We start from the raw sequence: 13,119 nt of genomic DNA, 5'->3' as shown, positions 1-13,119 counted from the left end.
GCGTTGGCCAGGTCGAGATCCGCACTCTTCATCTGAAATTCAAGGAACCCAATGACACACAGCTTGTTCGCCCGTTTCGCCCCTGTTGTTCTGGGCTTGCTGGTCACCAGCGACCCGAGTCACGCCCAGACGCTGACCCAGCCTGCGGCCGGGACCGGTTCTCAGACCATGATCATCACCCGCGCCGGTTCCCAAGCCTCTTCGCAAGGCTCGCCGCAGTACTTCACCGGACGTGCACGCGTCGATCCGGTGTTCCCGGCTCGGGCGCCATCTCGCGTCTCTGCTGGCCAGGTCACATTCGACCCCGGCGCTCGTTCGGCATGGCACACGCATCCGCTCGGCCAGACACTCGTCGTCACTTCGGGATCCGGATGGGTACAGCAGGAGGGAGCGGCCAGACAAGAAATCAAGCCGGGTGACGTGATCTGGACGCCGCCCGGTGTGAAGCACTGGCATGGAGCAACCGCGACTACTGGCATGACGCACTACGCGATCCAGGAAGCACTCGACGGCTCCGTCGTAACGTGGCTCGAACCAGTCACGGACGCGCAATACAACGGGAACTGAACCAGGGCAGGACCATGAAGAACATCATCCCTACCTTTCTGCTCGCCGCTGCATGCACACTAGTGCCAATAGCCCATGGCCTGGCGCAAACTTCTACCTCCGTCCAGGAGAGATCTTCCGTGACGCAACATTCCCTCCTGCCTGCCTCACGGCAAGCGATCATTCCAATCGCCGCCTTTGCGGCCGTCGGCGATCTCGGGAAGCTGAATTCAGCGCTCAACCAGGGCCTTGATGCAGGACTGACCGTGAGCGAATGCAGGGAAGTCCTCGTACAGCTGTACGCCTATTCCGGTTTTCCCCGCAGCCTCAACGCCCTGTCTGAACTGATGAAGGTACTCAGAGACCGGGAGCAGCGTGGCATCAAGGATCCGGCCGGCCGTGCGCCTACCGCCCTGCCCCCAGGCAGCAACATCCTGGAACTCGGAACGGCGAACCAGACTAAGCTTGCCGGTGCACCGGTGCGCGGACCACTGTTCAAATTTGCTCCCGCCATCGATGAGTACCTGAAGACACACCTGTTCGGCGACATCTTCGCAAGGGACAATCTGGACTGGCAAAGTCGCGAGCTTGCCACCGTCGGTGCTCTTGCCGCCATGACAGGTGTGGAGCCACAGCTCCTTGCGCACATCCGAATCAGTCTGAACGTCGGCCTCACCGAGGCCCAGTTGCGGCAGGTAGGCGGCATCCTGGCAGAAAAGGTCGGACACGACGCCAGCGCCCGCGTGCAGGAGGCGCTGCAGAAGAAGCCTTAGTACGGATCAGGATCAGCGCGCCGCGGCGAGCCGCCATCCGCAGCTGCGCGGCCAACGAGCGATCCTCAGGCAAGCAAAGATTCCAGGCCTCCCTCAGGCTCATAGCGATCGTTGCGCCAGCAAAGGCGAGTGGGTCCCGGTAGAAGACGATCCGGCACGGAGTGACGAGGGTCGCCCGGGTAGCACACCATGTTCACACCGGCTTCCTGAAATGCCTCCGGCTGGATGCGTGGCGGCTTGTGACTGCGCGCATGAGCGAGCACATCCTCAACGGTCGAAAATCTCGCAATTTGGGCGAGAGTCATGATCTGCGGAGGCGCAAGTTCGATGCGACCTTCCCAGAATTCACGCAAGGCCGCGGAAGGCGCGAGCCAGACACTTTCGGTAGTCTCATGACGGTCATGCACCGGTTTCTGGCCAAGGGGCGCTGCGGCCACGAAGAAGCGCGCATCGAAGTGCTTGCGAGCTCGGACGCTGTTCCGCGGTGTCACCCAACGCGACCATGGAAGCAGGCTCGTCGCCGCCAATGGGGTACCCAGGCCTTCCGTTGCCGCACGGAAAGAACCGGCTGCGGCCCGATGCAGAACCTGCGTCTCGTTCACGCGGTCCTGCCCGACGGCTGCAAACAGAACACCCGCTTCTTCGTAGGCTTCTCGAATGGCCGCCACGTACAGCCCGGCGGCACAGCTCTCGTCCAGTTCGTACTCCCCCAGCGCTTCACGCAACGCCGATGACGCCTGATCGAGTCTGTCGGCCAATAGCGCGTCATCCAGGTCCACCTTTCCGCCCGGAAAGACATAGGCTCCTCCCAGCACTTCCGATAGGCCATGACGCTTTAGGAGGAACACCTCAAGGCCACCGGGCGCGTCGCGCAAAATCAGCACGGAGGCCGAGGGAAAGGGAGACTCAGCAGTGCCGTTGCCTGGGTTCATGTTGACAGATTTCCAAGTCCCGGATCCATGTCTACTGCTTCCGCAATCCAAGCTTCGATGCCATTTTGGGCATCGTACAACTCGCGTTTGCGCGCGTCCGTAGGCCGGAGCAGGAAACATGAAACACGGTGTTCACCTCTGCACGCAAGCACTTCAAGTTGGCAGCTTTGGGTTGGCACTCAGGACGCCTTCTGCACGGGCGGCTGGTAGTGCTGCGGCCAGCGCACTCGGACAACCTCCCGGCTGCGTCCATAGGCATAGCAGCTGTCAAGCTTCGCTTCCGCGTCGCGGCCGTCCGCCTTGTCGAGACGTTCAGGATCCGCCCCCCGGGATGCCTTGCAGCGCTGTGGTGGCCAGCGGAATCAGCATCTCCATCAGATGGGTACAGCTGGCCGCTCCCCGAAGCCGCTCCTTCACCTTGGAAGACCAACCGCGCACCAGTCTTTCCCCGACCAGCACCGACAAGGTGTTCTCCGCTTCCTTGCAGATGGCGTACGGTGTCACGTCGGAGGCCGCCTCGATGGCGCGCACCGTATAGTCGCCCGTGACGGTCATGCGAATCCACAGGTCGTGCAACGCGTGACCGGCCGGTACGGGGTCCGGTGAGCTGAGTCTGAGGAACTCGAATGGCTTGGTATCCACGAGGTGCGCCTCAACATCGAAGAGACCGTCCTCCCGTGCAAAGGCTTGCATATCGATGATGCGGTGATGAACCCCGCGTCGGGAGACAGGATCAGATAACGGCATTTGCAACTCCTCGCCCCCAATTCATATTGATCGCTGGAGCCATCTAAAGTGTGCACTTCGGCCTGATCGAGCCCCAGATCTATCCTCAATGAGGCCGACTTTTTTTCGCTCAGCAAAGCACTCGGCACGCCACCGTTTACAGCTGCGGACGACGCTTATACATGAGGGTGGCCTTCATCTCCTGGACCACCGACCCGTCCTGCTTCACGCACTGTCGAAGAAAGGTGATCACCCCGCGGTCAGGCTTGCTGGTTTCCTTTTTCTCCACCACCTTCTGCACCATACGGATGGTGTCGCCATGCTTTACGGGCCCAAGCATCCGCCACTGATCGATGCCCAGGAGGCCGATCAGAGTGCCGTCGTTGACCCCACTTGCGTACGCCAAGCCACCCATGATTCCGTAGATCAACGGACCATGCGCGATCGGCTCACCGAAGGGCGTCGTCTTGCAGTACTCGAAATTGGTGTGGACTTCGTTGAAATCCCCGGTCAAGCACGCAAAGTTGACGATATCGGTGGAAGTGACGGTGCGCGCAGGAGTGACGATCTCCTGCCCGATCTCAAAGTCATCGAAGTAGCGGCCTCGCGGCTCGGCGTTGAAAGTCATGATGTGGTCCTTTTCTTAGCTTTGGCGCTCAGCCCTTGTCGTTCGCCAGAATGAGCGTGCAATGCGACGAGAGAATCCCCCCCTCGTTGTGCACAAGCGCCACTTCGGCGCCCTGCACTTGTCGCTCGCCTAGGCCGCCACGAAGCTGGCGCACGGCCTCGACAATGCCGAACAGGCCGCCGGCGGCACCTGCATGGGCATGCGACAGCATGCCACCATGGGTGTTGACGGGCAGTTTGCCGCCGATCCGAGCGTTGCCCTCGGCGAAAAAAGCGCCGCCCTCGCCCGGCTTGCAGAAGCCCAGTTCCTCAAGCTCAATGATGGGGACGATCGTGAAGCAGTCGTAGAGCTCCGCCACGTCGATGTCCTGGGGACCCAGCCCCGCCATCTGATAGGCGGTGCGACCCGACTCCGTCGCGCCGAACTCGGTCAGGCTCGGCGCGCACATCAGATGTTCGTGCGTGTGGTACTCACCGATGCCCTGCAGGTACACGGGCTTCGCCTTCAGGTCGCGCGCCCTCTCTGCCGAGGTGACGATGAAGGCCCCACCGGCGTCGGAAATCAGGCAGCAATCCAGCATGCCCAAAGGGTCGGCGATGGCCTTTGCATCCAGCACCTCCTGAAGCGCCAGCGGCTTCTTCATCTGGGCATTTGGATGAAGCAGCGCGTGAGCCCGCGTGTTAACTGCCACATGCGCAAGTTGCTCCCGCTTTGTGCCGTAGACGTGCATATGGCGCTGCGCAATCATCGCGTAGTAGCCAGGAATGGATCCGCCATAGGGCTGTTCGAAATACGGATGGCCTACCGCGAGCAGTGCGGAAAGTGCAGCGTCGCGCGTGAGCCCCGTGGCGCGGTTCTCCCCTGCGCACACCAAGATCGTCTCGGCCTGTCCGGAGACGATCGCTTCCGCCGCGTGCTTAAGCATGACCGCAGGACTGGCACCGCCGGAGACGACCGATGCGTTAAAACGCGGCTTGACGCCGAGGTATTCGCATAGCACTGAACCGAGCATGAAGTAGGGTTCGGTGAATGAATAGGCGGTGAGCACGCCGTCGATGTCCGAGACTTCAAGACCCGATTCGTCCAACGCGCGCTTGGCCGCCTGTGCATTGAGACCGAGGCCCGTCATGTTGGGAACTTTGCCGATGTCGGACTCACCGACTCCAACGATTGCCACCTTGTTCTTCAGGGATGCGGGTGTCTTCATTTTCGTTCTTCCTCTGTCACTCCGTCACGCGCGTGAACTGCGGCACCATGGCGCCTCCGGACCGTTCCTCGAAGGTCACTCGAACCCGGTCGCCGATCTTCACTTCGAGCGCATCCGCACCCACTACATTGGCCATCATTCGGGGACCTTCCTCAAGGTCGATAAGCGCGACCGCGTAGGGAACCAAGGGCGCAAAGGCCGGGTCCGAGGCGCGGCGGATGATCGTGAAGCTGTGCACGCTACCTGCACCTGAGGCATCAATCCATTCCAGCTGGTCGGACCAGCAGTGGGGACACAGGTGCCTGGGCATGAAATGCAATTGGCCACAGGCATTGCACTTGCGAATTGCGAGCCGACGTTCGCGCGCAGCTTCCCAGTAGGGCTTTGAGTCGGCGTTGGCGATCGGCGAAGGAAGTTTGGCTTGTTCCATTCTGTTGTCTCGGATCTGAAGGTTCAATTCGCTCGGCCGTCCAGGATCTGGGCCAGCAAGTTGCGGCGCAGGAAATCTGCCTCCGCGCGGTCAAACGGCTCTCCATGACCCCCATTTGTTCTGAATTCCATGGTGAGGGCAGCGCTGGCGGCGGCGCTCGTTCGTCGAGCGCTTTCGCATTGGGAAAGCGGAGGGGGCAGTACATCGCCACGCATTGCACGCACAGATTGCAGACATTGGCGCAGAAGTGCCATGGTCATAGCACCTTGACGAGTTCCGGCACGGCCGTGAACAGGTCGGCCACGAGGCCGTAGTCGGCCACCGAGAAGATCGGGGCCTCTTCGTCCTTGTTGATCGCGACGATGACCTTGGAGTCCTTCATGCCCGCCAGATGCTGGATCGCGCCGGAGATGCCGGCTGCGATGTAGAGCTGAGGCGCCACGATCTTGCCCGTCTGACCCACCTGCCAGTCGTTGGGGGCGTAGCCCGCGTCCACGGCTGCGCGGCTGGCGCCGAGGGCCGCTCCGAGCTTGTCCGCCAGAGGCGTCATCACTTCGTTGAACTTCTCTGCGCTGCCGAGGGCTCGGCCACCGGAGACGATGATCTTGGCGGCCGTCAGCTCAGGGCGGTCGCTCTTGGTCACTTCCCGGCCCACGAAGCTGCTCTTGCCGCTGTCGGCAACACCTTCAGCGTTTTCCACCTGGGCGCTGCCGCCGGTGGCTGCTGCGGCGTCGAAGCCCGTCGTACGCACGGTGATCACCTTGATCGGATCTGCACTCTGCACGGTGGCAATGGCGTTACCCGCATAGATCGGCCGCTCGAAGGTGTCGGCACTGTCCACCTTGGTGATGTCGCTGATCTGGGCCACATCCAGCTTGGCAGCCACGCGCGGAGCCACGTTCTTGCCGTTGGCCGTGGCCGGGAACAGGATGTGGCTGTAGTTCTTCGCAATGGCGAGAACCTGCGCTGCAACGTTCTCGGCAAGGTTTTCCGCCAGGCTCGGGCTGTCGGCCACGATCACCTTGGCAACGCCTGCCACCTGGGAAGCCGCCTTGCCGGCTTCTGCTGCATTGGCACCTGCAACCAGGATATGAACATCCCCACTTTGGCAAGCCGCTGCGGCAGTGACGGTGTTCAGGGTCGCCGGCTTGAGGGTGGCGTGGTCGTGTTCGGCAATAACAAGTACGGTCATGACAGTCTTCCTCAGATCACCTTGGCTTCGTTCTTCAGCTTGTCCACCAGCGCGGCGACATCGGGCACCTTGATGCCGGCGCCGCGCTTGGGCGGTTCTGCGACCTTGAGGGTCTTCAGGCGCGGAGCGGCGTCCACGCCCAGGTCGGCCGGGGTCACCGTATCGAGCTGCTTCTTCTTGGCCTTCATGATGTTGGGCAAGGTGACGTAGCGCGGCTCGTTCAGGCGCAGGTCGCTGGTGATGACTGCGGGAAGCGAGAGGGAGAGGGTTTCCAGGCCGCCGTCCACTTCGCGGGTGACGCTGACCTTGTCGCCTGCGACTTCGACCTTGCTGGCGAAGGTGGCCTGCGGCAGATCCGCCAGCGCAGCCAGCATCTGGCCGGTCTGGTTGTTGTCGTCGTCGATGGCCTGCTTGCCGAGGATGACGAGCGAGGGCTGTTCCTTGTCCACCAGCGCCTTGAGCAGCTTGGCGACGGCCAGCGGCTGAAGCTCTTCGGACGATTCAACGAGGATGCCGCGATCGGCGCCAATGGCCATCGCCGTGCGCAGCGTCTCCTGGCACTTGGCATCGCCGCAGGAAACAGCGATCACCTCGGTGGCAACGCCCTTCTCCTTCAACCGCACCGCCTCTTCGACAGCAATCTCGTCGAAGGGGTTCATGCTCATCTTGACGTTGGCAATGTCCACACCGGTGCCGTCGCTCTTCACGCGCACCTTCACGTTGTAGTCGACGACCCGCTTGACCGGAACGAGTATCTTCAGCGTCATTCAGCTCGTCCAGGCCTATCGGTCGCGCGCTCTGGCGACCTGTGCACGGCGGGCCGGCGCATAGGGTTCCTGTCCTAGGGCTTGGTACAGCGCCTGTGTCACGTCATGGTGTTCAGACAAGCCTGTGCGCTCAAGCAGCGAAATGGGACCCTCCGGATAGCCCAGACCAAGGCACAACGTTTTGTCCATGTCCTCGGCGCTCGCGAGCTTCTCGTCGAGGCGACGCAGAGCCGCATTGAGGTAGGGACGAATCAGGCGATCCACGATGCGCCCGGGAAAGTCGCCACAAACGGCGACCTTGAGGCCAGCGGCTTCGAAGGCAGCCTTGGCTGCAGCGATCGCTGTATCGCGTGTCTGCGGTTGACGAACGAGTTCCACCAGCGAAGAAGGATCCGCATGGCCGAGCCGAAAACGTGCGAAGCCGACGACATTGGACCCTTCCTGCCCACCGCTTTCGCCAGTGTGTACCCCCAAGCACTCCGTGCCCAGTTCGATGGCCACGAACGGGCATGCGCCGAGCTCGCCCGCGGACGAAAAGGCAGCCCCCGCGCCCTGCCCGACGAAGACGCGAGCGGCACCTTGTGCGTCGGCGCGCTCGACGAATGCGTGCGCTGCGGGGAAGGAGCGGCTCTCGCCCGCTTGAATGATTCGGTAAGTGGTCATCGCCTCAAGCTCCGTACATCTTGCTGTCTGCATACTTGTGAAAGCCGCGGCCGCTCTTCTTTCCGAGCCAGCCTGCAGCGATCATGCGTTTCACCAGAGGCGGGCACGCGGCGCGTGGCTCGTTGGTGATGCCGTGCATCGCTTCACAGAGCAGCTTCTGGGTATCCATCCCGATGAGGTCGAGCAATTCCATGGGACCCATCGCGTATCCCATGCCGGTTTTGATCGCGAGATCAATATCCGCAGCCTCGGCAACGCCTTGCTCCACGAGCCGGATGGCGTCGTTGTTGAACGGGATGAGGAAGTAGTTCAGCACGAAGCCCGGCGTGTCCTGCGTCTTCACGGGCTTCTGACCCATCGCCTCGCACGCAGCCCACGCGCGGGCAAAGGTCTCCTCACTCGTCGAAAGGCCCGGAGACATCTCTACCAGCTTCATTAGTTGCGCCGGCAGACAGAAATGCATACCAACGAAGCGATCTGGCCGCCCACAACCGCCGGCGATTTCCGTGATGCTGATCGTGGACGTGTTGCTTGCGAAGATGGCTTCCGGCTTGCAGATCGTGTTCAGCTTGCCGAACAGGTCGTGCTTGACCGGCAGGCTTTCGAACACCGCCTCGATGACCAGATCACAGTCGGCGAAGTCTTCCAGCCTGGTCGTGCCACTCCACTGGGCCATGATCTCGGGCAGCTTCTCCGCAGCGAGCTTGCCGCGTTCCACGCTCTTGCGAAGGAACCCTTCCGTCTGGTTGCGTGCGCGGTCCAGCGCATCCTGCCTCAGATCGAATACGCGGGTGCGAAATCCCGCGCGTGCACAGACGATCGCGATGCCGGCACCCATGGTGCCCGCGCCGGCGATGCCGATGGTCTTGATTTCACTCATCATTTCTCCTTGAATGCCTTCAGCGTTGCAGGAAGCTGCGGCCGATCAACTGGCGGTGGACCTGATTGGTCCCCTCCCAGATCTGGGTGATCTTGGCGTCACGCATCAGACGCTCCACCCGGAAGTCCTTGCAGTAGCCGTATCCCCCGTGAAACTGCACCGCGTCTGTGGTTATGCGCATTGCGAGGTCGGTCGCCCTCATCTTCAGGACCGACGCCTCGATGCCAAAGTCCTTGGCGCCTGCGTCGACCCAACCGCCGACCTGCCACAACCAGTTCTCAACAAGGACCAACTCAGACGCCAGATCGGCCAACATGAACTGGATGCCCTGGAACTCGATGATCTTCTTGCCGGACTGCTTGCGCTCATTGATGTACGAAAGGGAGTCTTCGAAGGCTCCGCGGGCGATACCGAGAGCGTGCGCTGCGACGCTCGGACGCGATTTGTTGAGCGACGCGAAGAGGATCTTGAGACCGTCGCCGGGATTGCCGATCAGGTTCGCCCGCGGCACGCGACAGTTGTCAAAGGCGAGAGTCGCGGTGCTAGAAGCGCGCGTTCCCATCTTGTCCTCGAGGCGGACCACCGAAAGCCCCGGCGTGCCCTTCTCCAGGATCAGCACCGAGATGCTCTCCTTGGCGCCGGGGATGCCTTCCCACTTGCCGAACAGCAGATACAGGTCGGCAACGTCGCCATTGGTGATGAAGGTCTTCCCTCCATTGATGACGATCTCGTTGCCCTCCTCGCGGAAAGTCGTTCGCATCCCTGTGGCGTCCGATCCCGCGCCGGGCTCGGTGATAGCCAGTGCCCCCAACCCACCCTGAGCAATCCGGGGCAGCAGTCGTTGCTTCTGCTCCTCGGTGCCCCAATCGATCAGAGGCTTCATCCCGTGGTAGTTGGTCGCCCATATGATCCCGGTGGCCGCGCAAGCCTTGCTGATCTCGCGCACGCATGCGAGATACGCGGTGTACGAAAGTTGCGCGCCACCGTAGGCCTCGGGGATGAACATCGCGTTGAGCCCCAGTTCGTTGATGGCTCTGACGTGCTCCCATGGGAATTCCGCACTGCGATCGTAGTGCTCGGCGCGGGGTGCGATCTGCTCTCGGCAGAGCGATTGCACGCTCTCCAACAGCATCGCTTCCTCGTCTGAGAGCGCGAGGCGAAAGTCCAGCTTTTCAAGAATGTTCATGGCTTCAATGGGCGATGCCTTGGCCGCCGTCGATGTAGATGGTCTCGCCGGTGAGGAAGCCACCTGCGGGAGTAAAGAGAGAGGCAACCAGCGCGCCGACATCGGCGGCCGTGCCCGGTTCACGGCCGGGGATGCGTTTGTCCAGGTAGGCGCGAAGCGGTCCGCCAGCCGCCATTGCATCGGCATTGAGGTCAGTCACGATGTAACCTGGGGCCACATCCATCACCCGGATTCCCTTCGTTGCCCACTCAACGGCGAGCACGCGCGTGATCGCACCGACCGCAGCCTTGCTTGCGCAGTAGGCAAGATTGCGCTTGACCCCGAGCTTGTCGAAGAAGGAGCCGATGTTGACGATCATTCCTCCCCCAGCTGCGACCAGATGCGGATAGGCGGCTTGACAGGCCGTGACCACTGAAGTCGCGTTCGTATCCATGACTTGCTGCCACTGAGGAAGCGTCATATCGGCGGAGGCGGCGTCGATGTGCACACCCGCGTTATTGACCAGCCCCTTGATGCTCCATCCTTCGTCCCCGAGCTTGTGAAACGCAGAGGCCAGTGCCGCAGGGTTGGTTACATCAGCGCGCACTGGAATCCAGTGTTCGATCACATTGGCCGACATGCCCGCCGCCGAGGGAAGCGCCCCGGAGCGCGAAAGACAAGCCACATACCGGCCTTGCTGCGCAAGTGCCGCGGCGATCGCGGCGCCAATGCCACGGCTTGCGCCCGTGACCACGATGCATTCACGTTTACTCATCTCGGAACTCCGCTTTGCGTTTTTCAACGAAGGCCTGCATGCCTTCCTCCGCGTCGCGCGTGCGATAGGCCAGGGTCGAGAGATCGGCTTCGACCCGCAATCCTTCGTGCAGCGGAAGATCCACCGCACGCAGCACAGCCTCACGGGCGAACTGCAGCGCACGCAAGCCGTGGCCGCTGAACTCGCGCGCATATGCCTTGGCCGCCGCCAAGCCGGGTGGTTGGACGATGCGATTCACAAGTCCGATGGCGAAGGCCTCTTCGGCATTGACGATGCGGCCTGTCATCACCATCTCGAGCGCGCGGCCCTGGCCGACCAGTCGTGGCAGACGCTGGGTTCCTCCATAGCCGGGAATCAGTCCAAGCTTGACTTCCGGAAGGCCGAATTTCGCATTGGGCAGTGCGATGCGCAGAGTGCACGCCAAGGCCAATTCGCAACCACCACCAAACGCGAAGCCGTTCACCAAGGCGATTGAAGGTATCGACAATCGATCGAGGAGCGCGAACACAGCTTGGCCGAGCTCGGCGCCCTCGCGCTGCGCAGCAAGGTCGCGCTGCTGCAGTTCCCTGATATCAGCACCCGCACAGAAAGCTTTCTCGCCCTCGCCGGTGATGATCAAGGCGCGCGCCTTGGAACGGCCTGCCTGCTTGACGCAATCCCCGATCTGGCCGATCAGATTGAAACTCAGGGCGTTGAGAGCCTGTGGCCGCCGGATAGTGAGGACGGCGAACTCCTCGTCATATGAGAGATCGATCATTTCGCTGTGGCCGGTGCTCGATAGCGCACCGGTTGAGGTTGCAGGCGTCCACTGGAGACCCATTGAATGAGTTCCCGCTTGAGAATCTTGCCGCTGGCGGTCAGGGGGAACTCCCGCACGACGACGAAGTATTCGGGCATGTCGAACTTGGAGAGCCCTTCACGTGCCAAGTGCTCGAGGATCTCGTCGGCGCCGGGTGCCGCGTCTTGCGCGATGACGGCCAGGCACACCTTCTCCCCGAGACGCTCATCCTCGACACCGAACGCCGCAGCCTTTTTCACACCGGGGTGTCGGTGGGCGTATTCCTCGATATGCGCCGGATGGATGTTGTGTCCACCGCGAATGATGAGATCCTTCTTGCGACCGACGATCTCGAGATTCCCAGCCTCATCCAGGCGGCCGAGGTCGCCACTGAGGAACCAGCCACTGCTATTGAAAGACCCCTCCGTCGCGGACTGGTTGTTGAAGTAGCCGAGCATCAGGAGGCCTCCGCGGCCCGCTATCTCGCCAACCTCTCCGACAGCCACCTCGGTATCCGGGTTCTCTGGATTCCAGAGGCGGATTTCGTAGCCGACACAGGACTTTCCGCAGGTGCCCGTGATCACCTCTACCGGGTCGGCGGGCTTCGTATATTGATGCGAGCCACATTCCGTCATGCCGTAGACGTTCTGCGGCTTGGCGCCCAGCGACAATAGCTGTCGAGCAGTTTCCGTGGGAATGGGGGCGCCGGCCATGTAGAAGGTCTTGACCGCGCCCAGCCGGGTCGCTCCCCGATTCTTCGCCTCGGCAAGCACGTCCATGGCATGGGTGGGCACGCCCATGACATAGGAGGCACCCGTCTCCTCGATCCAGTCGTAAGGCTTCACGCCAGCCGATGGATCGTGCATGACGAGTTCGCAGCCCGCGACGAGAGCCTGCTCCAGAGCCACCGTCCCGATGTGGTGGCTCATGGGACTGAGGGTGAGAAGGACCGTCTTCTCGTTGAGCGCCCAATCCGCCACCATTGCACGCCCGTTGGCGAGTAGCGTGTTGTCGCTGTGCATCACACCCTTGGGGGCGCCGGTCGTGCCGCTCGTGAAGGCGAGATAGACGATCTGATCCGGATGGGTGCTATGACCGTGGGCTGAATGCTGGATTGCCCCCGGCATCGGCATGGCATACGCCGCCGTGGGCATCTCCGCATCGGGCGTGCGCAATGCGGGAAGCGCGTAGACGCGTTTCACATGCCCCAGCTCCAGCGCCTTCGAAAAAATGTCCGCGGTCGCGGAGTCTGCTCCGTAGCCGGGCTGCGCGAATAGTGCGCGGCATTCGATGCGCTGCAACAGGGTCACAACCTCTGCCACCGTGTAGTTCTGGTGCAAGGATGGGTTGCAGACGTAGCCGTTGCGCGAGCAGGCAAGCAGGATGACAACGTTCTCGATCCTGTTGGGCAGCCAGATCGACACCCGATCCCCGCGCTGCAACCCAGCGCTGTGGAGGTCCGCGGCCACCGCGTCCACCCATGCGACCAAGGCGCTCCAAGTCAGCCGGCGTGCGCCATCACGCACCGAAAAGGCATGGCCGCGCTCGGTCGCATGACGGTGAGCGAGCGAGTAAAGCGTGTCGGTCTGCCAGACGCCCGAAATGTAGTTCTCACGCGCCCTGGCCGGATCATGCAAAGTTAACAGGTGTGACATGG

General features: G+C 62.0%; 15 protein-coding genes. 2 read left to right on the top strand and 13 right to left on the bottom strand.

Annotated elements, in window-relative coordinates:
• The first annotated feature begins 168 nt into the window (after positions 1-168).
• Both FHW64_RS27470 and FHW64_RS27465 read left to right on the top strand, forming a co-directional pair.
• The gene (locus tag FHW64_RS27470) at positions 169-567 is read left to right on the top strand and encodes a cupin domain-containing protein (RefSeq protein ID WP_184531531.1); all 399 of its coding nucleotides are present in this window, start codon (positions 169-171) and stop codon (positions 565-567) included.
• Positions 568-581: 14 nt separating this feature from the next.
• The gene (locus FHW64_RS27465; RefSeq protein WP_184531388.1) at positions 582-1,319 is read left to right on the top strand and encodes a carboxymuconolactone decarboxylase family protein; all 738 of its coding nucleotides are present in this window, start codon (positions 582-584) and stop codon (positions 1,317-1,319) included.
• A gap of 65 nt (positions 1,320-1,384) precedes the next feature.
• Here FHW64_RS27465 and FHW64_RS27460 read toward each other — a convergent pair whose 3' ends face one another.
• The 13 genes from FHW64_RS27460 to FHW64_RS27400 all read right to left on the bottom strand — a co-directional run bounded on the left by FHW64_RS27460 (position 1,385) and on the right by FHW64_RS27400 (position 13,117).
• A complete protein-coding gene (locus FHW64_RS27460; RefSeq protein ID WP_184531387.1) occupies positions 1,385-2,251 on the bottom strand; it encodes an NUDIX hydrolase in 867 nt (288 codons plus the stop codon).
• A 312-nt stretch (positions 2,252-2,563) separates the two neighbouring features.
• On the bottom strand, positions 2,564-2,998 hold the full coding sequence (locus tag FHW64_RS27455) for a DUF2889 domain-containing protein (protein ID WP_184531386.1): 435 nt from the start codon (positions 2,996-2,998) through the stop codon (positions 2,564-2,566).
• Between the two features lie 136 nt (positions 2,999-3,134).
• A complete protein-coding gene (locus tag FHW64_RS27450) occupies positions 3,135-3,605 on the bottom strand; it encodes a MaoC/PaaZ C-terminal domain-containing protein (RefSeq protein WP_184531385.1) in 471 nt (156 codons plus the stop codon).
• 28 nt (positions 3,606-3,633) lie between these two features.
• Positions 3,634-4,812: a thiolase C-terminal domain-containing protein gene (locus tag FHW64_RS27445; protein WP_184531384.1), complete on the bottom strand. Its 1,179-nt coding sequence runs from the start codon at positions 4,810-4,812 to the stop codon at positions 3,634-3,636.
• 16 nt (positions 4,813-4,828) lie between these two features.
• A complete protein-coding gene (locus tag FHW64_RS27440) occupies positions 4,829-5,269 on the bottom strand; it encodes a Zn-ribbon domain-containing OB-fold protein (protein ID WP_260306397.1) in 441 nt (146 codons plus the stop codon).
• Between the two features lie 229 nt (positions 5,270-5,498).
• Entirely contained in the window at positions 5,499-6,434 is a 936-nt protein-coding gene (locus FHW64_RS27435) for an electron transfer flavoprotein subunit alpha/FixB family protein (RefSeq protein WP_184531383.1), read from the bottom strand.
• Between the two features lie 11 nt (positions 6,435-6,445).
• The gene (locus FHW64_RS27430) at positions 6,446-7,195 is read right to left on the bottom strand and encodes an electron transfer flavoprotein subunit beta/FixA family protein (protein ID WP_184531529.1); all 750 of its coding nucleotides are present in this window, start codon (positions 7,193-7,195) and stop codon (positions 6,446-6,448) included.
• A 21-nt stretch (positions 7,196-7,216) separates the two neighbouring features.
• On the bottom strand, positions 7,217-7,897 hold the full coding sequence (locus tag FHW64_RS27425) for a 3-hydroxyacyl-CoA dehydrogenase family protein (protein ID WP_260306396.1): 681 nt from the start codon (positions 7,895-7,897) through the stop codon (positions 7,217-7,219).
• A complete protein-coding gene (locus tag FHW64_RS27420) occupies positions 7,869-8,744 on the bottom strand; it encodes a 3-hydroxyacyl-CoA dehydrogenase family protein (RefSeq protein ID WP_184531382.1) in 876 nt (291 codons plus the stop codon). Before FHW64_RS27420 ends, FHW64_RS27425 begins: the two co-directional genes overlap by 29 nt.
• A 19-nt stretch (positions 8,745-8,763) precedes the next feature.
• Positions 8,764-10,032, bottom strand: coding sequence for an acyl-CoA dehydrogenase family protein (locus tag FHW64_RS27415; RefSeq protein ID WP_260306394.1), 1,269 nt, complete (start codon positions 10,030-10,032; stop codon positions 8,764-8,766).
• A complete protein-coding gene (locus tag FHW64_RS27410; RefSeq protein ID WP_260306393.1) occupies positions 9,935-10,711 on the bottom strand; it encodes an SDR family NAD(P)-dependent oxidoreductase in 777 nt (258 codons plus the stop codon). The genes FHW64_RS27415 and FHW64_RS27410 overlap by 98 nt, the downstream gene beginning before the upstream one ends.
• A complete protein-coding gene (locus tag FHW64_RS27405; RefSeq protein WP_184531381.1) occupies positions 10,677-11,441 on the bottom strand; it encodes an enoyl-CoA hydratase/isomerase family protein in 765 nt (254 codons plus the stop codon). Before FHW64_RS27405 ends, FHW64_RS27410 begins: the two co-directional genes overlap by 35 nt.
• Positions 11,438-13,117 carry a class I adenylate-forming enzyme family protein gene (locus tag FHW64_RS27400; RefSeq protein ID WP_184531380.1) on the bottom strand — a complete coding sequence of 560 codons (1,680 nt, stop codon included), beginning with the start codon at positions 13,115-13,117 and terminating at the stop codon, positions 11,438-11,440. Before FHW64_RS27400 ends, FHW64_RS27405 begins: the two co-directional genes overlap by 4 nt.
• Between the last annotated feature and the right edge of the window lie 2 nt (positions 13,118-13,119).

Origin of the sequence: Variovorax sp. Sphag1AA (assembly GCF_014192575.1) — a bacterium.
Classification (GTDB): Bacteria; Pseudomonadota; Gammaproteobacteria; order Burkholderiales; family Burkholderiaceae_C; genus Variovorax.
The sequence above is the reverse complement of the archived record's forward strand: the minus strand, read 5'-3'. Positions and strand labels throughout refer to the sequence as shown.